Source organism: Variovorax sp. GW823-FHT04B03 (assembly GCF_058796495.1).
Map to the genome: position 1 here is coordinate 860,428 of NZ_JBXAIT010000003.1, position 17,996 is coordinate 878,423.

Consider the following 17,996-nt stretch of genomic DNA (forward strand, 5'->3'; position numbering starts at 1 on the left):
AGCGGCGCACGATGATGCCATGCGCCTGCGGCACCCCGGGCAAACGCACGCATTGGACTAAAGTCCCATGACGCCCCCCACGCCACGCGTTACCTTGGGATCGCCACCTTCGGCGATCCCACCTCCCCCACCCGCCACACACCGATGAGCGCCACCCCACCCACGACGCCCGCCGACCCCGTCTTTGCCGCGCGCATGGCTGCCTTGCGACGCAACTTTCCGTTCTCGCTGCTCGGCGTGATGCTCACGGCGGGGCTGGTGGTCGCGGCGCTGTGGGGCGCGGTTGCACACGAGCAGCTGCTGGCCTGGGTGGGCGCCAACGCGGTGCTGACGGCAGCGCGCGCCTGGCAGGTGGCGCGCTACCGGCAGGCCGAGCACGACCCGGGCGCGCTGCGGCGCTGGCGGCGCGGCGCGATGGTGGGCGCGGTGCTCGGCGGGTTGTTGTGGGGGCTGCCGCTCGCGGGGTGGATGCTGCAGGTGTCGCTGCCGCAGCAGATGTTCATCGTGGTGGCGATGCTCACCATGGGCACGGGCGCGATCTACGCTTACTGCATCGACCTGGGGCTGCTCTACGGTTTCCAGGTGACGTACTTCGCGCCCGCGATCCTCGCGATGGCCACGCTCGACGACGTGCTGCTGCGCGTGATGTCGGCGGCCGGCGTGCTCTACCTGTTCGTCACGCTGGCCTTCGCGCAGCGCATGTACCGCACGCAGGTCGACTCGCTCGAGCTGCGTTTCGAAAACCTCTACCTGCTGCGCCAGCTGCGCCTGGAGAAAGACGCGGCCGAGCGCAGCGACCTCGCCAAGTCGCGCTTCCTTGCCGCGGCCAGCCACGACCTGCGCCAGCCGGTGCATGCGCTGAGCCTGTTCGTGGGCGTGCTGCGCGGGCAGGCGCTGCCGGCGGCGAGCCGGCACGTGGTCGACAGCATCGGCCGCGCCGCCGCGGCGATGGGGCTGCTGTTCGAAGGCCTGCTCAACATCTCGCGGCTCGACGCGGGCGTGGTGCGCGTGAAGGCGCGGCCGTTTGCGCTGGCGCGCCTGCTCGACCAGATCCAGCTGGAGTTCGCGCCGCAGGCGGCGGGCAAGGCACTGTCGCTGCGCTTGCGCGCGGGCGATGCCGTGGTGCACTCCGACCCCGCGCTGCTCGACCGCGTGCTGCGCAACCTGGTGGAGAACGCGATCCGCTACACGGCGCGCGGCGGCGTGCTCATCGGCTGCCGCCGCGCGGGTGCCGACGCGCTGCGCATCGAGGTGTGGGACACCGGCCCCGGCATTCCTCCCACCGAGCAGGAGCAGGTGTTCTGGGAGTTCCACCAGCTCGGCAACCCCGAGCGCGACCGCACCAAGGGGCTGGGCCTGGGCCTGGCCATCGTGCGCCGCACGGCCGCGCTGCTGGGCCATCCGCTGGCGCTGCGCTCGCGCGTCGGCCGGGGCACGGTGTTCTCGATGACGGTGCCGCTGGCGCGCCAGGCGCTGCCCGCGCCCGAGGCACCGCCCGCGCCGCTGCCGGCCGACACCGGCCGCCTCGTGCTCGTGGCGGAGGACGACGGCGAAAGCCGCCTGGGCCTGCAGCTGCTGCTCGAAAGCTGGGGCCTGCGCGTGATCGCGGCCGAAGGCGGCGACGAGCTGCTGGCGCTCGCTGCGCGCCAGCCCGGCAAGCCGGCGCTCATCGTCAGCGACTACCGCCTGCGCGCGGGCGAGACCGGCATCGACGTGGTCGACCGCCTGCACGAGGAGTACAACGACGACGCCATTCCCGCGCTGATCGTGAGCGGCGACACCGATCCGCGCCGCCTGAGCGACGTGGCGGCGCGCGGCTGGCAGATGCTGCACAAGCCGGTGGACCCGGCGCAGCTGCAGGCGACGGTGTCGCAACTGATCGCGCCCTAGAAACCGCGCACGGCCAGGCGACTCCCCCACATCGGCTGTTGCTGCGTCGAGCAGTGCACGGCGCCGCCGCCCAGCGAGATCGCATCGATGGGCAGCAGCTCGACGCGGCGGCCCGGGAACGCACGCGCGAACACCTCGCGCGCCTGCGCATCGCGCGGCACGCCGAAGGCGGTCGAGATCACCGCGCCGTTGACGAGGATGTAGTTCGAATAGAGGTCGCAGAAGCGCGCGCTGCCGTAGCTGTGCACGTCGCGCGGCACGGGCAGATCGAGGATCTCGAAGCGACGGCCCCGCGCATCGGTCGCCAGTTCGAGCGCGCGGCGGTTCTCCTGCATCGCGCGAAAGTAGTCGCCCTGGTCGGGGTCGGCCGCATTGAAAAGAATGCGGGCCGGCGCAGTGAACGACGCGATGCCGTCGATGTGGCCATCGGTCTCCACCTCGGCCGCGTGGCCCGGCAGCCAGACGATTTTCTGCACGCCCAGCATGCGCCGCAGCTCGGCCTCGATCTCCGTCTGGCGCAGGCCCGGGTTGCGGTTCGGGTGCAGCAGGCAGCTCTCGGTGGTGAGCAGCGTGCCCTGCCCGTCCACGTAGAAGGCGCCGCCTTCGAGCACCATGTCCGAACGCACCAGCGGCACGCCGGCCAGCGCGGCGATGTCCGCGGCGGCGCGCTGGCAGCCGTCATGCGGGTGGTACTTCTCGCCCCACGCGTTGAAGCGGAAGCCCACCGCGGTCTGGCTCACGTGGTGCTCGTCGACGAGGAAGATCGGGCCGCAGTCGCGCAGCCAGTTGTCTTCGGCCGCGATGGGCACCACGCGCACCTGCGGGCCGCAGGCCGCGCGAGCCGCGTCGGCCAGCGGTGCGTGCGCGGCCACGATGCAGCGCTGGTAGCGCGCGATGGTGCGCGCCAGCAGGCCGAACGCGCGGCAGACCGCGTCGTAGTGCGCGCCCCACAGGGCTTCGCGGTGGTCGAGCACCGGCCAGCCCAGCCAGGTGGCGGCCATCGGCTCCCATTCGGCGGGCATGCGCAGGCCGGCGCGGCGAGCGTCGAAATCGTTGGAAATCAAAGGGTCCTTCAGAAGAAATTGCAGGGACGCTCACTCTGACTTGAATTCCTTCGATGAAAAAGCGACATTTCTTGGCTGAATTCATCGACCCCATTCATATGTCCAACACCCGGCTGCCCTCTTTCAAGTTCCTCATCGGCTTCGAGGCGGCGGCTCGCCTGGGCAACTACTCGCGCGCGGCGGAAGAGCTGTTCGTCTCGCAGTCCGCCGTCAGCCACCAGATCTCGCAGCTGGAGCAGCAGGTCGGCCAGCCGCTGTTCCGGCGCAAGGGGCGCGGCGTGGAGCTGACGGTGGCGGGCAGCCTGCTGCTGGACAGCGTGGGCAAGTCGCTCGAGCACATCCGCAACGGGCTGGCCCGCATCGAGACCTACATGGACGACCGGCTCGTCACGCTGGTGTGTCCCGCGCCCGTGGCCACCGGCTGGCTGCAGCCGCGGGTCGACCGGCTGCTGCAGGCGCACCCCGACCTGTGCCCGATCATTTCGGTCGACGAGAGCGCGCGCTTCATCGACGAGCTCGACGTGGACATCGCCATCACCCGCGCGCCGCTGCGGCAAGAGGGCGTGTTCGAGGTGCCGCTGCTCACCGACGAACTCGTGGCCGTCGGCCCGCCCGCTCAGAACGAAGACGCCAACCTGGGCCTGCTGTGCCTCGAAGAAGACCTCACGAGCGACCGCATCGGCCCCTTCATCCGCGCGCATTTCGGCGGCCTGCGCAAGGCCGCGATCTACGACGACCCGCGCCTGGTGCTCGACGCGGCCTTGCGCGGCCGGGGCATCGCGCTGGTGTCGCGGCTGCTGGCCGACGACGCCTTGCGCACGGGGCAACTACGGCGGCTGGCGGACAGCCCGAGCCTGCCGCTGGGCACCCTCTGGATCGCGTGCGCCGAAGGCCCCTCACGCCTGCCGCTGGTGCGGGAGGTGTTCGACAGCCTGCGGCGGTTTGCGCAGGACGACGCTGGCGATATGAGCCATATCGATCAATCCCTTTAAAAGACATCAATTGTGTAGATAGATAGGCGTCGACAGAATTCGGGGCTTCCTAGAACTTAGTAATAACCCTGATTCCAATGACAACGCGACGCACTCTCCTGGGCCTGGGCGGCCTGGGCCTTTTCGGTGGACTCGTGACCGCCTGTGGCGGCGGCGGTGGTGGGAGCGGCAGCGGCATGCTGCCGCCCTTCCCCGTGCCCATGCCGACCCCTTCGCCTGCCCCGGCCCCGGCGCCCGCGTCCGGCTGGCGCATGCCCGACGAAGGCGACGCCCACCGGGCCGTGTGGATGGCTTTCGCGGCGCGCGAATCCATCTGGACGGCCGAGATGCGCCAGCCGGTGTTCCAGGCGCTGGCGCGCATCGCCAATGCCATCAGCGTCTACGAACCGGTCAAGATGCTGGTGAACCCCGCGGATGCTTCCACGGCCCGCCAACTGTGCGGCTCCAACGTGCACCTGATCGAACACGCCATCGACGACCTCTGGATGCGCGACACCGGCTGCGTCTTCGTGCGCAACGCCCGTGGCGAGCGCGCCGCCGTGAACTTCAACTTCAACGGCTGGGGCAACCAGCAGGCCCATGCACGCGACGCCACGGTGGCCGCGCGCATGGCCGACCTCACGGGCGTGCCGCTGCTGCGCAGCAGCCTCGTGATGGAAGGCGGCGGCATCGAGGTCGATGGCCAGGGCACGGCGATCATCACGGAGAGCTGCGTGCTCAACAAGAACCGCAACCCGGGCGTCAGCAAGGCCGACGCGGAGGCCGAGCTCAAGCGCATGCTGGGGCTGGACAAGATCATCTGGCTGCCGGGCATCGCGGGCCGCGACATCACCGACGGCCACACCGACTTCTATGCGCGCTTTCTCAAGCCCGGCGTGGTCGTGGCGGCGCTGGACACCGACCCGAAATCGTACGACCACGCCGTGACACACCGCCACCTGGAACTGCTGACCGGCGCCACCGACGCGCGCGGGCGCCCCCTGCAGATCGTCACGCTGAAGACGCCGAGCCAGGTGCGCCCCACCTTTGCGCGCAAGGAGTTCGCGGCCGGCTACGTCAACTTCTTCCTCACCGACAAGGCGGTGTTCCTGCCCGAGTTCGGCGACGCCGTGGCCGACAGCGCAGCCCGCGCGGCGCTGGCCGCGCACCTGCCCAGCCACCAGATCGTGCAGCTGGACATCGACGCCATCGCCGCGGGCGGCGGCGGCATCCACTGCACGACGCAACAGGAACCGGCGTGATGCCGCGCCCCCTCCCCTGATTCCGGAGACCGACATGCACCTTCCCCTGACCCGCCGCCGCCTGCTGCACAGCATGGGCCTGGCGCCCCTGGCCTCGTTGGGCCTGGTCGCCACGGCCACCGCCGCGGCGCCCGACACCTGGCACATGCCCGACGAGGGCGACGCGCACCGCGCCACCTGGATGTCCTTCGGCCCCAGCGAACGCGTCTGGGGGCGGCGCCTGCTGAAGCCGGCGCGCGAGCACCTGGCGCAGATCGCCCGCACCATCGCCGCCTTCGAGCCCGTGCACCTGCTGGTGCGCGAGCAGGAGCATGACCTGGCCGCGCGCCTGTGCGGCAACCGCGTGACGCTCGAGGTGCAGCCGGTCGACGACCTCTGGATGCGCGACACCGGCCCCGTGTTCGTGCGCAACGGCGCGGGCGAATGGGCCGGCGTCGATTTCAACTTCAACGGCTGGGGCAACAAGCAGTCGCATGCGCGCGACGCCGAAGTGGCCGAGTACGTGACCGACGCCGCCGAGGTGCAGCGCCTGCGCACGCGGCTCGTGCTCGAAGGCGGCGGCATCGAGGTCGACGGCGCGGGCACGGCGATCATCACCGAGAGCTGCGTGCTCAACGCCAACCGCAACCCGGGCCTGCGCAAGGAGGCCTGCGAGGCCGAGCTCAAGCGCCTGCTGGGCCTGCGCAAGATCATCTGGCTGCCCGGCATCGCGGGCCGCGACATCACCGACGGCCACACCGATTTCTATGCGCGCTTTGCCGCGCCGGGCGTGGTGGTCGCGGGCCTGGACGACGACCCCGACTCCTACGACCACGCCGTGACCCGGCGCCACCTGGAGATCCTGCGCCAGGCCACCGATGCACGCGGCCAGCGCCTGCGCGTGGAAGTGCTGCGCGGCCCGGAGACGGTGCGCAGCACCTACGAGTCGGACGAGTTCGCGGCGGGCTACATCAACTTCTATGTCTGCAACGGCGCCGTCATTGCACCGCAGTTCGGCGATGCGCGCGCCGACGGCAACGCCCGCGCGCTGCTGCGCGAGCTGTTCCCCAAGCGCGAGGTGGTGCAGCTCGACATCGACGCCATTGCCGCCGGCGGCGGCGGCATCCACTGCACGACGCAGCAGCAGCCGCGCTGATGCGTTGCGGCGCTGACTAGCGCGGCCGCCCGAGCATCCCCGCGCGGCGCGCCGCGATCACGGCCTGCGTGCGGCTGGTCACGCCGAGCGCGCCGAAGATCGCCGAGATGTGCGCCTTGATCGTCTTCTCGCTGGTGGCCAGGCGCAGCGCGATCTCGGCGTTGCGCAGCCCTTCGCACAGCAGCTGCAGCACCTCGGCCTGCCGCGCCGTGAGCGTGCTCAGCACGTCGGTGGGCGTCGACAGCACGGGCAGCGACGCACCGCCCGCCGGCGAGGCCTGCACCACGTTCTGCTCGCCCGCCATGACGCGGCGCAGCGCGTCCATGAGCTGCTGGCTGTCGGCCGACTTGTGCACGAAGCCCTGCGCGCCGGCATCGAGTGCGGTGTCGATGTCCTGCGGATCTTCGGAGGCCGACAGCACCAGGATGCGCAAGCCGCCGCGCCGCCGGTGCAGCTCGGCCAGCAGCGCCGCGCCGCCGAGGTCGGGCAGGTAGTAGTCGGTCATCACCGCATCGAGCCGGGGCAAGGTGGCGAGCGCCTCGAGCGCTTCGGCGCCGTTGCGGGCCGTGGCGACAGTCATCGTCGGCTCGGCTTCGCGCAGCGCGAGGAACAGGCCTTCGCGAAACATCGCGTGGTCGTCGATCAACAGGATGGTGGCGGGCATCCTTCGATTCTGGCGGCAACCGGCGTCGAACCCCACGGTTCCCCGTGGGCGCCGGAGGAAACCCGCCGGGCATCCCCTCAGCGGTCCGCGGGCGGACGGCGCGCCGCCGCCGTGCGCGAGCCCGGCCGGGGCGACATGCGCGATGCCACGCGACGGTGGCGCAGCACGCGCGAACCCCGGCGCTCTGGCGGTGCTGGCGTCGGTGCTTGCCGGTGGGCCTCGAAGCGCGCTTCCTTCTGCTTCAGGTAATGCATGAGCACGTGCGACACCATGTTCAGCCCGATGGTGCCGAACGCCGCCGGAAAGATGTACAGCGCGATCGACAGCTCCGACGAGAAGACGAGGTCGTCCGCCAGCGAGGGCGTGGCCTGCGCCAGCCGCGCCAGCGCGCGCAGCAGGAAGATGTCCGCGCCCGCCAGCGCGATCAGCAGCAGGCCGAAGGCCAGCACGGTGGTCTTGGAGAACTCGCGCCGCACGAACAGCGTGACGAAGATCGCGGCGGGCAGCACCAGCGAGCACAGCACCAGCCCCCAGAAGCGGACCTCGGTGAATATCGTCGCGTCTGAAAGCAGGTGCATGGGCAGAGCGTTGAAGGGCGGGCGCAGGGTCGAGCGCTCCGAAGGCGCATTGGGCCACGGGCGGCGCGTTGCAATTTGTCCACCGGGTGAAGCAGCGGTAAAGCCCCCAAGGCGCACCGACGGCAGGGGAAACCCGCTGGGTCCGAACCCGGGGTCGCTGGCCACAATGCCGGTGCACGCATCGGCGCCTCGGCGCCCCCAACATCCAACGACAAGAAGGACCAGATGCCATGGCGGAATTCGACTACGTGATCGTGGGCGGCGGCTCGGGCGGCGCCACGCTGGCCTCGCGCCTGAGCGAGGACCCGTCGGTGACGGTCTGCCTCATCGAGGCCGGCGGCGACGGACGCGGCATCCTCGTGCGGGCGCCGGCCGCCGTGGTGGCGATGCTCCCGGGCCGTCCGCGCATCAACAACTACGCCTACCAGACCGTGCCGCAGCCCGGCCTCAACGGGCGACGCGGCTACCAGCCGCGCGGGCGCTGCCTGGGCGGCTCCAGCGCGATCAACGCCATGCTCTACGTGCGCGGTCACCGCGAGGACTACGACGACTGGGCGCGTTCAGGCTGCGCCGGCTGGAGCTTCGACGAGGTGCTGCCGCACTTCCTGCGCGCCGAGGGCAACCAGCGCGGCGCCAGCGCGCTGCACGGCGCCGACGGACCGCTGCAGGTGTCGGAACAGCAAAGCCCGCGCGCCATCAGCGAGGCCTTCGTGCGCGCCGCCGCCGAATGCGGCATTGCGCGCAACGACGACTTCAACGGCCCCGAGCAGGAAGGCGCGGGGCTCTACCAGGTGACGCAGTTCCACGGCGGTGCGAAGAACGGCGAGCGCTGCTCGGCCGCCGCGGCCTACCTGCACCCGGTGATGGACCAGCGCCCCAACCTCTCGGTGATGACCGGCACGCAGGCCCTGGGCGTGGTGCTCGAAGACCGGCGCGCGGTGGGCGTCGAGGTGCGGCGCGGCGGCAACGTCGAAACCATTCGCGCGCGCCGCGAGGTCGCGCTGTGCGGCGGCGCCTTCAACTCGCCGCAGCTGCTGATGCTCTCGGGCATCGGCGACCCCGACGAGCTCGCGCGCCACGGCATCGCCGTGCGGCACGCGCTGCGCGGCGTGGGGCAGAACCTGCAGGACCACTGCGACTTCATCGTCGCCTACAAGTCCAAGCAGACCGACATGTTCGGCATCGGTCCGGTCGGCGGGCTGCACCTGCTGAAGGCCATCAACCAGTGGCGCCGCGACGGCACGGGCCTGGTCGCCACGCCGTTCGCGGAAGGCGGCGCCTTCATCAAGTCGTCGCCCGAATTGCGCCGGCCCGACCTGCAACTGCACTTCGTGATCGCGATCACCGACGACCATGCGCGCAAGCTGCATGCGGGCTTCGGCTTCTCGTGCCATGTGTGCGTGCTGCGCCCCAAGGGCCGGGGCGACGTGCGGCTGAACGACGCCAGCCCCGACTCCGCGCCGCGCATCGACCCGTGCTTCCTGGCCGACCCGGAAGACATGGCACTGCTGCTGCAGGGCGTGAAGAAGACGCGCGAGATCATGCGCGCGCCCGCGCTCGAAAAATACCGCCACCGCGAGGTCTACACCGCCGACGCCCACACCGACGCGCAGCTCGAAGCGCACATCCGCGCGCGCGCCGACACCATCTACCACCCGGTGGGCACCTGCAAGATGGGCGTGGATGCGATGGCGGTGGTCGATCCGCAACTGCGCGTGCACGGCATCGCGGGCCTGCGCGTGGTCGATGCCTCGGTGATGCCGACGCTGATCGGCGGCAACACCAACGCGCCGACGATCATGATCGCGGAGCGCGCGGCCGGCTGGATGCGCGGGCCTGCCTCCTTCGCGGAACCCGCTACGGCAGTGCCGTCGATGAGCCTCGCACCATGAGTTCGCCGGGCAGCAGCAGCTGACGCGGCGCCGCGTCGAGCCCGCGCAGGCGCTCGATGAGGCAGGTGGCCGCCGCGCGGCCGATCTCGTCGGTCGGCTGTGCCACGGTGCTCAGGCCCGGCCCGATGAGCGAGGCCCATTCGGGATCGTCGAAGCCCACGAAGCCCAGGTCGGCGCCGAAGCGCCAGTCGAGCCGCGCCATGGCCTGCGCCACGCGCAGCGTGACCACGGCATTGCCCGCGACCACCGCGGCGCGGCGGCCGCGCTTGGCGCGCTGGCGCAATGCGCGCAAGGCGTCGTCGAGCGCGTCGTTCTCGCCTTCGACCGATTCGAAGACCTCGCCCGCCACGCGCGGCTCGTGCGCGGCCACGCAGGCGCCGAACGCGGCCGTGCGCTCGCGCCGCGAGCTCACGCCCTTCTGCGGCTCGGTGACGTACAGCAGCTCGCGGTAGCCGCCCTCGACCAGGTGGCCGCAGGTGTCGCGCATGGCAGCGTGGTTGTCGAGCGAGACGAAGTCGGTGTGCATGCCCGTGTGCCGGCGGTCGACCAGCACCGCCGGCTTGCCGTGCAGCGTGACCGCATCGACCACGTTGCTGCCGCGCCCCAGCGTGTTGAGGATGAAGCCGTCGACCTGGTAGCCCGCCAGCGCATTGATGGCCTCGCGCTCGCGTTCGCTCTCGTTGCCGAGGTTGAACAGCATCACGAGGTAGCCGGCGTCCTGGCAGGCCTTCTCGGCGCCGCGCAGCACGGCCACCGAGTACGGGTTGGTGATGTCGGCCACGATCAGGCCGATGAGCCGCGAGCGGCCGTGGCTCAGCGCCTGCGCCATCGGGCTGGGCGAGTACGCCAGCTTGGCGATGGCGGCCTCGACGCGCGCGGCGATGTCGGGGCTCAGCAGGCGCTCGCGGTGGTTCAGGAAGCGCGAGACGGTGGCCTTGGAGACGCCCGCGGCTTCGGCGACGTCGGCGATGGTGGCGCGGCCTGTGGGCTTCATGTCAGGCGGCGGCGGTGTCGTAGGGTGCCGTGGGCTTCTGCCCGGCCAGCACCTGCAGCAGGTTGGTCGTGGCCAGCTCGGCCATCGCGTGGCGCGTCTCGTGCGTGGCCGAGCCGATGTGCGGCAGCGGCGTGACGCGCGGGTGCGTGCGCAGCGGCGAGTCGGCCGGCAGCGGCTCCTTCGCGAACACGTCGAGGCCGGCGGCGCGCAAGGTGCCATGGTCCAGCGCGTCGAGCAGCTCGGCTTCGTTCACGGTGGCGCCACGGCCGCCGTTGATGAACGACGCGCCCGGCTTCATGCGCGCGAAGAAGGCGGCGTCGATCATGCCGCGCGTGGCGTCGGTCAGCGGCAGCATCGCGAGCACGATGTCGGCGCGCGCGAGCAAATCATCGAGCGGCGTGTGCGTGGCGCGGCCCTGCAGCTCGGGCGCCTGCGTGGCCAGGTCGACCGCGCGACGCGAGTGATAGAGCACCGGCATGCCGAAGCCCAGCGCGGCACGGCGCGCCACGGCCTGGCCGATGCGGCCGAAACCGAGGATGCCCAGCGTCTTGCCGTGCACGTCGGTGCCGAAGAATTCCTCGCCGATGTTCTTCGTCCAGCGGCCTTCGCGCACCATCGTCGACAGCTCGACCACGCGCCGCTGCGTGGCCATGAGGATCGCGAACACCGTGTCGGCCACCGTCTCGGTGAGCACGTCGGGCGTGTGGCACAGCACGATGTGGCGCTTGTGCAGCTCGGCCAGCGGGTAGTTGTCGACGCCGACCGACACGCTCGAAATCACTTCGAGCTGCGGCGCCGCATCCAGCAGCGCAGCGTCGACGTTGTAGCTCGAACCGATCAGCCCGTGCGCAGTGGCAAGCGCAGCGGCAAAGGCCTCGGGCGCCTTGCGCGGATCGGCCACGGTGACGTGGTGCACGGCCTGCAGGCGCGCGAGCTGGTCTTCGGGCAGGGCCCGGAACACCAGCACATTCTTCTTGGTCATCACAGTCCCGCTTCTTCGAGTTGCGCCCGCGTCGGCAGGCCTTCGGTGTCGCCGAGCACCTGCACGGCGCGCGCGCCGATCCAGGCGCCGCGGCGCACCGCGTCGGGCACGCTGCGGCCTTCGAGCAATGCGCTCACCACGCCGGCCGCAAAGCCGTCGCCCGCGCCCACGGTGTCGACCACTTCCTTCACCGGGAAGCCGTCGACGTGGCCGGTGCCGGCCACGTCGCTGTCGTAGTAGGCGCCGGCCGCGCCGAGCTTGACGACGACCAGCTTCGCGCCGCGCTCGCGGTAGAACTTCGCCACGTCTTCGGGCTTGTCGTGGCCGGTGAGCAGCAGGCCCTCTTCGATGCCGGGCAGCACCCAGTCGGCCCGTGACGCGAGTTCGTTCACCCAGTGGCGCATCGTCTCGGTCGACGACCACAGCGTGGGCCGCAGGTTGGTGTCGAACGAGATGGTGCGGCCGGCCGCACGCATCACGTCCATGGTCTTGAGCGCCGCCTGCAGGCTGGTCTCCGAGATGGCGGCGAACACGCCGGTGGCGTGCAGGTGGCGCGCCGAGCGCAGCCAGGCTTCGTCGACATCGGCCGGGCCCATGTGGCTCGCGGCCGAGCCCTTGCGGTGGTATTCGATCGGCGGGTCGCTGCCGTCGGTGACGCGGCCCTTGAACTGGAAGCCGGTGCGCTGCGTCGCGTCGGTGATCACGTGCGAGCAGTCGATGCCCTCGGCGCGCATCGCGGCCAGCAGTGCGCGGCCCATGGAGTCGGTGCCCAGGCGGCTGGCCCAGCCGACCTTCAGGCCCAGGCGCGACAGGCCGATGGCCACGTTGGTCTCGGCACCGGCGGTGCGCTTGTGGAACGACTGGGCGTCTTCCAGCGGGCCGGGCCGGTCGGCCACGAGCAGCAGCATGGCTTCGCCGAACAGCGCGACGTCGAAGGCGGTGGGTTGCGTCATGTGTGTGTTCCTACGCCCGTGCGGCGCGGATGAAGTCGATCTGCGTGCGGGTGACGGCCAGCAGGTCGTCGCCCACCAGAGGGTATTCGATGGCGTGGGGCACGTCGGCCGGCAGTGCGCGCAGCACCGCGCGCCACGGCGCGACCGAGTCGCCCAGCCGCACCGCCACCCACTTGTGCGGCAGGCGCTGCGCGCCCTTGCAATGCACGTAGCGCACGCGGTGGCCGAGCGCCTGCGCGGCCTGCAGCGGGCACTCGCCGAGCCAGTGCCAGTTGCCCATGTCGAAGGTCATGCCCAGCGGCACGCCGGCGCGGTCGGCCACGTCGAAGAAGGCCTGCAGCGCGGCCAGCGTGCCGGCGCGCACCGTCTGGTCGTTCTCGATCAGCAGCTCGACGCGGGTTTCGGCCAGCGCCACCTTCAGGCCCCAGAGCGAACCGTGCGACGAAGCCTGGAAGTCGCCGATGGACATCTTGAGCCGCTTCGCGCCCACGCGCGTGGCGGCGGCGATGCCGCGTTGCAGCGCGGCGCTGTCGAGCCAGCCGCCTTCGGCCCACAGGCCCTCGGGGCTGGAGTAAACGGTAGCCAGGCCATTGAGCGCGGGCAGTTCGGTGTCGGCATCGCGCAGCATCTCGCCGCGCACTTCCACCGCATCGGCACCGGCCGCGCGCGAAAGTTGCGAGCACCAGAGCTGGCCGTGCCGCCCCACCTCGGCCGCACCGAAGGACGACAGAGAAATCAGGACTTCGAAGGCCATCAGTGGGCTTGGTGCGAGCTGAGGATTTGCCCGAGGAACTGGCGCGTGCGCTCGTCCTTGGGGTTGCCGAAGAACTCCTGCGGCGGTGCCTGCTCGACGATCTTGCCGTCGGCCATGAAGATCACGCGGTCGGCCACGCTGCGGGCAAAGCCCATTTCGTGCGTCACGCACAGCATGGTCATGCCGTCTTCGGCCAGACCGATCATGGTGTCGAGCACTTCCTTGACCATCTCGGGGTCGAGCGCCGAGGTGGGCTCGTCGAACAGCATGATCTTGGGCGACATGCACAGCGCGCGCGCAATGGCCACGCGCTGCTGCTGGCCGCCCGAGAGCTGGCTCGGGTACTTCTTCGCCTGCTCTGGAATGCGCACGCGCGTGAGGTACTTCATGGCCACCTCTTCCGCCTGCGCCTTGGTCATGCCGCGCGAGCGCATCGGCGCCAGCGTGCAGTTCTCCAGGATGGTGAGGTGCGGGAACAGGTTGAACTGCTGGAACACCATGCCGACTTCGGCACGCACCGCGTCCACGTTCTTGCCGCCGGCCGTGAGGTCGATGCCGTCGACCACGATGCGGCCTTTTTGCACCGTCTCGAGCCGGTTGATGCAGCGGATGAGCGTGGACTTGCCCGAGCCCGAGGGCCCGCAGATCACGATGCGCTCGCCCTGGCGCACCGACAGGTCGATGCCGGTCAACACCTGGAATTCACCGTACCACTTGTTGACCGCTTCCATGCGGATGATCGATTCCGTCGTCATGCCAGGATTCCCTTCAAGCGCTTTCGCTTATTGCATCTTCGGCAGGTCGGCCTGCAGCCACTTTTGATAGAGCTTGTTCAGCTCGCCATTGGCGGTGTTCTTCTGAACGAATTCATTCACCGCCTTGTGCAGCTCTTCCTGGCCCGGGCGCATCGCGATGCCCATCGACTGCTGCACCAGCGTGAACTTGTTTTCGAAGGTGTTGGCCGGCACGCGCTTGGCGATCTGCGCCGCCACGGTGACCGAGCAGCCGATCGCATCGACCTGGCCCGAGATCAGCGCCTGCATGGCCGAGGCGTCGTCGTCGAAGCGGCGGATCTCGGTGCCTTCGGGTGCGGCCTTGGTCACGGCCACGTCTTGCGTCGAGGCGCGGGCCACGCCCACGCGCAGGCCCTTCAGGTCGCCTGCGGCCTTGATGGAGGTTTTGGTCGCGCCGTACAGCACGATGGTCGCGGCCGCGTAGGGCTGCGAGAACTGCACCTGCTTGGCGCGCTCGGGCGTGACGGCCAGCGAAGCCACCAGCAGGTCGACCTTGTTGGTCAACAGGAACGGAATGCGGTTCGGGCCGGTGACCGGCACGATGTTGGCCTTGACGCCCCAGTCTTTCGCCAGCAGCTTGGCCACGTCGGCGTCGTAGCCGTCGGGCTGGTTCTTCGCGTCGGTGGTGCCGTAGGGCGGGAAGTCGACCAGCATGCCGATGGTGATCTCGCCCTTCTTCTTGATGTCGGCCATGCTTTGTGCCGAAGCGAAGGGAGCGAACACGGTCAGCGCGGCGCCGAGGCCCAGGGCTGCGATGGCAGCGCGGCGGGTGGTGGTAACGGTCATTGGATGTGTCTCCTGAATAAAGAAAGGAAGCGACGAGAAAGGAAAAGCGAAAAGGGTCAACGTGCGAGCGCCTGGGCGCGCTTGCGCTCCATGCGGGCTGCCAGCAATGACAGCGGCCAGCAGATCACGAAGTAGATGGCGGCCACCACCGAGAACACGATGAGCGGCTGGAAGGTGGCGTTGTTGACGATCTGACCGGCGCGCGTGACCTCGACGAAGCCGATGATGGCCGCGAGCGACGTGCCCTTGATGATCTGCACCAGGTAGCCCACCGTGGGCGCCAGCGCGATCTTGAAGGCCTGCGGCAGCACCACGTCGCGCATGCGTGCCACGTAGTGCAGGTTCAGCGCCTGCGCCGCCTCCCACTGGCCGCGCGGAATGGCCTGGATGCAGCCGCGCCAGATTTCGCCCAGGAAGGCCGCGCTGTTCAGCACCAGCGCCACGCCCGCGGCGACCCACGGGTTGATGTCCAGCCCCAGCACCGGCGCGCCGAAGAACACCAGGAACAGCTGCAGCAGCAGCGGCGTGCCCTGGAAGATCTGGATGAAGGTGGTCGACACGGCGCGCGCCCACGTCGATTCCGACGTGCGCATGAGCGCGATGAGCAGCCCCAGGATGGCGCCGCCCACGAAGGCGATGGCCGACAGCGCCAGCGTCCACTGGGCCGCTTCGAGGATGAAAAGGAATTCGGGAAAACCGAAGGTGCGCATGGTGTGTGCTCCGTCCGTCGTGGTCAGTCAGTTACCGGCGGTCCGGGTAGTTGAGCGTGCGCTTGTAGATCAGCTTGAACATGGCCGAGAAGGCCAGTGCCAGCGCGAGGTAGATGGCCGCGACCACGATGTAGATCTCGAAGCTGCGGAAGGTCTGCGACTGCAGGTTGGCGGCCACCGAGGTCAGGTCGTCGGCCGAGATGACCGAGACCACCGCCGAGCTCAGCATCAGCAAAATGAACTGGCTCGTGAGCGCCGGGTAGATCGCCTTCAGCGCGGGCTTGATGATCACGAAGCGGAAGATCTCCCACGGCTTGAGGTTGAGCGCGCGGCCCGCCTCGATCTGGCCCTTGGGAATCGACTCGATGCCCGCGCGGATGATCTCCGTGGCGTAGGCGCCCAGGTTCACCACCATCGCCACCAGCGCGGCCGTCTGCGGCGACCAGCGCAGGCCGATGGCCGGCAGCGCGAAGAAGAAGAAAAACAGCTGCACGAGGAACGGCGTGTTGCGGATCACCTCGATGTAGGCATTGACGATGAAGCGCAGCCAGCCCGGCCCCGAGGTCTTGCCCCAGGCACAGAAGATGGCCACCACCAGCCCCAGCAAGGTGGCGGTGAGCGAGAGCTGCACCGTGATCCACGTGCCCTTGAGCAGCAGCGGCCAGGCGGCAAAGACGGCGTCGAATTGGAACTGGTAGTTCATGGCGGAGCGTGCACGGCCAGGCCGTGCGCAGACCCTGAAAGGAATGCTTGCAGCTTAAATGAAACCGGTTTCAGGCCTAGCTAGGGATTCCCCTAGGTGGGCGTTTTGCCCTACCCGCCTGCCTACACTGGCGCGATGCCGAACCCCCACGCGGACCCCACTTCTTCCCCGGCAGGCACCCCGGCCACCGGCCCCGTCGTGCAGCATTTCCGGCAGGCGCTGCTCTGGCCCTTGCGCCTCGTGCCGGCGCCCGGCGCGGCGCCCACGCACCACGGCCCCTGGCATGTGCTGCGCGACCTGGGCGAGGCCTCGCCCTGGCGCGAGGAAGTCGACGAATACACCGGCGACAGCGGCCGCTTCCACGAGCGCCACTACAACGAGTTCGTGAGCTTCCTGCCCTACGTGCAACGCTTTTTGTACGGCGAAGGCCGATCGCGCGGCAGCACCAGCGACGGCACAGGCAGCGACGGCGATTCGCCGATGCGCGTGTTCCGCCGCCGCGACATCGCGTCCGTGCGGCTGGTGGCGCACCCCGGCGAGGCGCCCATCACGCTCGACGTGATTCACTGCGACCTGTACTTCTTCTTCGACATCGATGTGGTGCTGCTCAACCTCGAGGTCGGCACCGACCACCTGAGCCTGGCGCAGGCGCAGGACATCCTCTACCGCTTCGGCCGCGCCTACCCTTCGGGCTGGGAGCCCGACGGCGCCGCCCTGCACTGCATGGCCAGCGTCGAGTGGCTGGACGCCGACGGCCGCGTGCTCGCCGCCTCCGACGCGCAGCAGCGCGACGCCTTCCTGTCGCACGTGGCCCAGCACCGCGCACCGCGCATCGCCGCGCACTGGGCCTACCTGATGCAGCCGCTGGTGAGCGACCATTCGGACGACCCCGGCGTGCTGCGCTACCGCCAGATCGAGTACTACCGCATGCCGGTGATGGCCTACCTGTCGCTGGACGACCCGCGCCGCCTCACGCGCGACGACTTCGTGCGGCTCGCGTTGGTCACCGGCGCGGGCGGGGCCGACGCCCACCTGCCCTATGCCGAGCACCACCTGGCCGACTTCGAGCACAAGTACTGCTACGACCGCTTCTGGGTGAACACGGGCGCGGCGCCCAACACGCGCTACCTGTGCAACGGCCACGCCCTCGTCGTGGTGGGCGACGCGCGCTCCGAGTTCTTCTGCTGCCGCGACCGCGGCGTGCTCGCGCAGTTCAGGCACCAGCACTTCCTGCTGTTCCTCATCGCGCATTTCCAGAAGGCCTCGCTGCTGATGTTCTCGGACCAACTGGTCGAGGCACTGAAGAAGCTCGACATCCGCAGCACGCCGAGCGTGAAGCAGTTCAAGCGCGCCATCCGCGCGAGCTTCGAGCGCTTTCTGCGCTTCACGCACCGCTACTGGTTCCACGAGATTTCGGAGCAGGCGCAGGTGCGCGCCCTCTCGCACATGTGCGCCGCGCACCTTGGGCTCGACCCGCTGTACGACGAGGTCAAGGCGCGCATCGCCGACATGAACACCTACCTCGATGCCGACAGCCTGCGCCGGCAGGCCAGCACCGTGGTGCGGCTCACGGTGGTCACGCTGTTCGGCCTCATCGGCACCGTCACCACCGGCTTCCTCGGCATGAACCTGCTGGCCGAAGCCGACGCGCCGCTGTGGCGCAAGGCGATCTGGTTCGGCGTGGTGTTCGTGTTCACCACCTGGCTCACGATCTACACGATGGTGAAGTCGCAGCGGCTGTCGGACTTCATCGATGCGCTGTCGAACGACAGGCTGAGTTTTCGGGGCAAGCTGGCTGCGCTCGCGCGGGTATGGCGGGCGGGGGCGGACTGAAGGTTTTTGTTCATGGCGACGCTCACGCCGA

17 protein-coding genes are annotated in these 17,996 nt (G+C 69.7%); 6 read left to right on the plus strand and 11 right to left on the minus strand.

The annotated features are described in order from the left end of the window. Positions 1-144 precede the first annotated feature (144 nt). Positions 145-1,890, plus strand: coding sequence for an ATP-binding response regulator (locus AC1RAD_RS17050; protein WP_492736119.1), 1,746 nt, complete (start codon positions 145-147; stop codon positions 1,888-1,890). Here the strand turns inward: AC1RAD_RS17050 and AC1RAD_RS17055 are convergent. Continuing rightward, positions 1,887-2,954 carry an agmatine deiminase family protein gene (locus AC1RAD_RS17055; RefSeq protein ID WP_492736121.1) on the minus strand — a complete coding sequence of 356 codons (1,068 nt, stop codon included), beginning with the start codon at positions 2,952-2,954 and terminating at the stop codon, positions 1,887-1,889. The genes AC1RAD_RS17050 and AC1RAD_RS17055 overlap by 4 nt on opposite strands. A gap of 98 nt (positions 2,955-3,052) precedes the next feature. Here AC1RAD_RS17055 and AC1RAD_RS17060 point away from each other — a divergent pair, with 98 nt between their 5' ends. The 3 genes from AC1RAD_RS17060 (at position 3,053) to AC1RAD_RS17070 (ending at position 6,322) form a co-directional block, all read left to right on the plus strand. Continuing rightward, a complete protein-coding gene (locus AC1RAD_RS17060) occupies positions 3,053-3,946 on the plus strand; it encodes a LysR family transcriptional regulator (RefSeq protein WP_492736123.1) in 894 nt (297 codons plus the stop codon). A 77-nt stretch (positions 3,947-4,023) separates the two neighbouring features. Continuing rightward, positions 4,024-5,187 carry an agmatine deiminase family protein gene (locus AC1RAD_RS17065; protein ID WP_492736125.1) on the plus strand — a complete coding sequence of 388 codons (1,164 nt, stop codon included), beginning with the start codon at positions 4,024-4,026 and terminating at the stop codon, positions 5,185-5,187. Positions 5,188-5,221: 34 nt separating this feature from the next. Then, the gene (locus AC1RAD_RS17070; RefSeq protein ID WP_492736127.1) at positions 5,222-6,322 is read left to right on the plus strand and encodes an agmatine deiminase family protein; all 1,101 of its coding nucleotides are present in this window, start codon (positions 5,222-5,224) and stop codon (positions 6,320-6,322) included. A 16-nt stretch (positions 6,323-6,338) separates the two neighbouring features. Here AC1RAD_RS17070 and AC1RAD_RS17075 read toward each other — a convergent pair whose 3' ends face one another. Then, on the minus strand, positions 6,339-6,986 hold the full coding sequence (locus tag AC1RAD_RS17075; protein ID WP_139703137.1) for a response regulator transcription factor: 648 nt from the start codon (positions 6,984-6,986) through the stop codon (positions 6,339-6,341). Between the two features lie 77 nt (positions 6,987-7,063). Further along, entirely contained in the window at positions 7,064-7,564 is a 501-nt protein-coding gene (locus AC1RAD_RS17080; RefSeq protein ID WP_492736129.1) for a hypothetical protein, read from the minus strand. Positions 7,565-7,794: 230 nt separating this feature from the next. On the opposite strand from AC1RAD_RS17080, the gene AC1RAD_RS17085 reads away from it, so the two are divergent. Further along, complete coding sequence (locus tag AC1RAD_RS17085; RefSeq protein WP_492736131.1) at positions 7,795-9,456, plus strand: GMC family oxidoreductase; 1,662 nt, start codon at positions 7,795-7,797, stop codon at positions 9,454-9,456. Here AC1RAD_RS17085 and AC1RAD_RS17090 read toward each other — a convergent pair. Genes AC1RAD_RS17090 through AC1RAD_RS17125 form a run of 8 tightly spaced genes read right to left on the minus strand, consistent with a single transcriptional unit; the run spans position 9,422 to position 16,132 of the window. Continuing rightward, positions 9,422-10,450 (minus strand): LacI family DNA-binding transcriptional regulator, encoded by a 1,029-nt coding sequence (locus AC1RAD_RS17090; protein ID WP_159272412.1) that lies wholly within the window; start codon positions 10,448-10,450, stop codon positions 9,422-9,424. The two genes, AC1RAD_RS17085 and AC1RAD_RS17090, sit on opposite strands and share 35 nt — an antisense overlap. Before the next feature lies 1 nt (position 10,451). Continuing rightward, the gene (locus AC1RAD_RS17095) at positions 10,452-11,432 is read right to left on the minus strand and encodes a 2-hydroxyacid dehydrogenase (protein ID WP_492736133.1); all 981 of its coding nucleotides are present in this window, start codon (positions 11,430-11,432) and stop codon (positions 10,452-10,454) included. Then, on the minus strand, positions 11,432-12,385 hold the full coding sequence (locus AC1RAD_RS17100; protein WP_492736135.1) for a sugar kinase: 954 nt from the start codon (positions 12,383-12,385) through the stop codon (positions 11,432-11,434). Before AC1RAD_RS17100 ends, AC1RAD_RS17095 begins: the two co-directional genes overlap by 1 nt. Positions 12,386-12,395: 10 nt before the next feature. Then, positions 12,396-13,139 carry a sugar phosphate isomerase/epimerase family protein gene (locus tag AC1RAD_RS17105; RefSeq protein WP_492736137.1) on the minus strand — a complete coding sequence of 248 codons (744 nt, stop codon included), beginning with the start codon at positions 13,137-13,139 and terminating at the stop codon, positions 12,396-12,398. Then, complete coding sequence (locus AC1RAD_RS17110; protein WP_056583293.1) at positions 13,139-13,894, minus strand: amino acid ABC transporter ATP-binding protein; 756 nt, start codon at positions 13,892-13,894, stop codon at positions 13,139-13,141. Before AC1RAD_RS17110 ends, AC1RAD_RS17105 begins: the two co-directional genes overlap by 1 nt. A 27-nt stretch (positions 13,895-13,921) precedes the next feature. Further along, positions 13,922-14,719, minus strand: coding sequence for a transporter substrate-binding domain-containing protein (locus AC1RAD_RS17115; protein ID WP_159277491.1), 798 nt, complete (start codon positions 14,717-14,719; stop codon positions 13,922-13,924). 56 nt (positions 14,720-14,775) lie between these two features. Next, positions 14,776-15,429 (minus strand): amino acid ABC transporter permease, encoded by a 654-nt coding sequence (locus AC1RAD_RS17120; protein WP_062474720.1) that lies wholly within the window; start codon positions 15,427-15,429, stop codon positions 14,776-14,778. Between the two features lie 31 nt (positions 15,430-15,460). Then, positions 15,461-16,132 carry an amino acid ABC transporter permease gene (locus AC1RAD_RS17125; RefSeq protein WP_062474717.1) on the minus strand — a complete coding sequence of 224 codons (672 nt, stop codon included), beginning with the start codon at positions 16,130-16,132 and terminating at the stop codon, positions 15,461-15,463. A gap of 135 nt (positions 16,133-16,267) precedes the next feature. On the opposite strand from AC1RAD_RS17125, the gene AC1RAD_RS17130 reads away from it, so the two are divergent. Further along, entirely contained in the window at positions 16,268-17,965 is a 1,698-nt protein-coding gene (locus AC1RAD_RS17130) for a hypothetical protein (protein WP_492736139.1), read from the plus strand. Positions 17,966-17,996: the final 31 nt, after the last annotated feature.

Coding starts and splice junctions, on each gene's coding strand:
- AC1RAD_RS17050 (WP_492736119.1), top strand. CDS start 145: ATGAGCGCCACCCCACCCACGACGCCCGCCGACCCCGTCTTTGCCGCG.
- AC1RAD_RS17060 (WP_492736123.1), top strand. CDS start 3,053: ATGTCCAACACCCGGCTGCCCTCTTTCAAGTTCCTCATCGGCTTCGAG.
- AC1RAD_RS17065 (WP_492736125.1), top strand. CDS start 4,024: ATGACAACGCGACGCACTCTCCTGGGCCTGGGCGGCCTGGGCCTTTTC.
- AC1RAD_RS17070 (WP_492736127.1), top strand. CDS start 5,222: ATGCACCTTCCCCTGACCCGCCGCCGCCTGCTGCACAGCATGGGCCTG.
- AC1RAD_RS17075 (WP_139703137.1), bottom strand. CDS start 6,986: ATGCCCGCCACCATCCTGTTGATCGACGACCACGCGATGTTTCGCGAA.
- AC1RAD_RS17080 (WP_492736129.1), bottom strand. CDS start 7,564: ATGCACCTGCTTTCAGACGCGACGATATTCACCGAGGTCCGCTTCTGG.
- AC1RAD_RS17085 (WP_492736131.1), top strand. CDS start 7,795: ATGGCGGAATTCGACTACGTGATCGTGGGCGGCGGCTCGGGCGGCGCC.
- AC1RAD_RS17090 (WP_159272412.1), bottom strand. CDS start 10,450: ATGAAGCCCACAGGCCGCGCCACCATCGCCGACGTCGCCGAAGCCGCG.
- AC1RAD_RS17095 (WP_492736133.1), bottom strand. CDS start 11,432: ATGACCAAGAAGAATGTGCTGGTGTTCCGGGCCCTGCCCGAAGACCAG.
- AC1RAD_RS17100 (WP_492736135.1), bottom strand. CDS start 12,385: ATGACGCAACCCACCGCCTTCGACGTCGCGCTGTTCGGCGAAGCCATG.
- AC1RAD_RS17105 (WP_492736137.1), bottom strand. CDS start 13,139: ATGGCCTTCGAAGTCCTGATTTCTCTGTCGTCCTTCGGTGCGGCCGAG.
- AC1RAD_RS17110 (WP_056583293.1), bottom strand. CDS start 13,894: ATGACGACGGAATCGATCATCCGCATGGAAGCGGTCAACAAGTGGTAC.
- AC1RAD_RS17115 (WP_159277491.1), bottom strand. CDS start 14,719: ATGACCGTTACCACCACCCGCCGCGCTGCCATCGCAGCCCTGGGCCTC.
- AC1RAD_RS17120 (WP_062474720.1), bottom strand. CDS start 15,429: ATGCGCACCTTCGGTTTTCCCGAATTCCTTTTCATCCTCGAAGCGGCC.
- AC1RAD_RS17125 (WP_062474717.1), bottom strand. CDS start 16,132: ATGAACTACCAGTTCCAATTCGACGCCGTCTTTGCCGCCTGGCCGCTG.
- AC1RAD_RS17130 (WP_492736139.1), top strand. CDS start 16,268: ATGCCGAACCCCCACGCGGACCCCACTTCTTCCCCGGCAGGCACCCCG.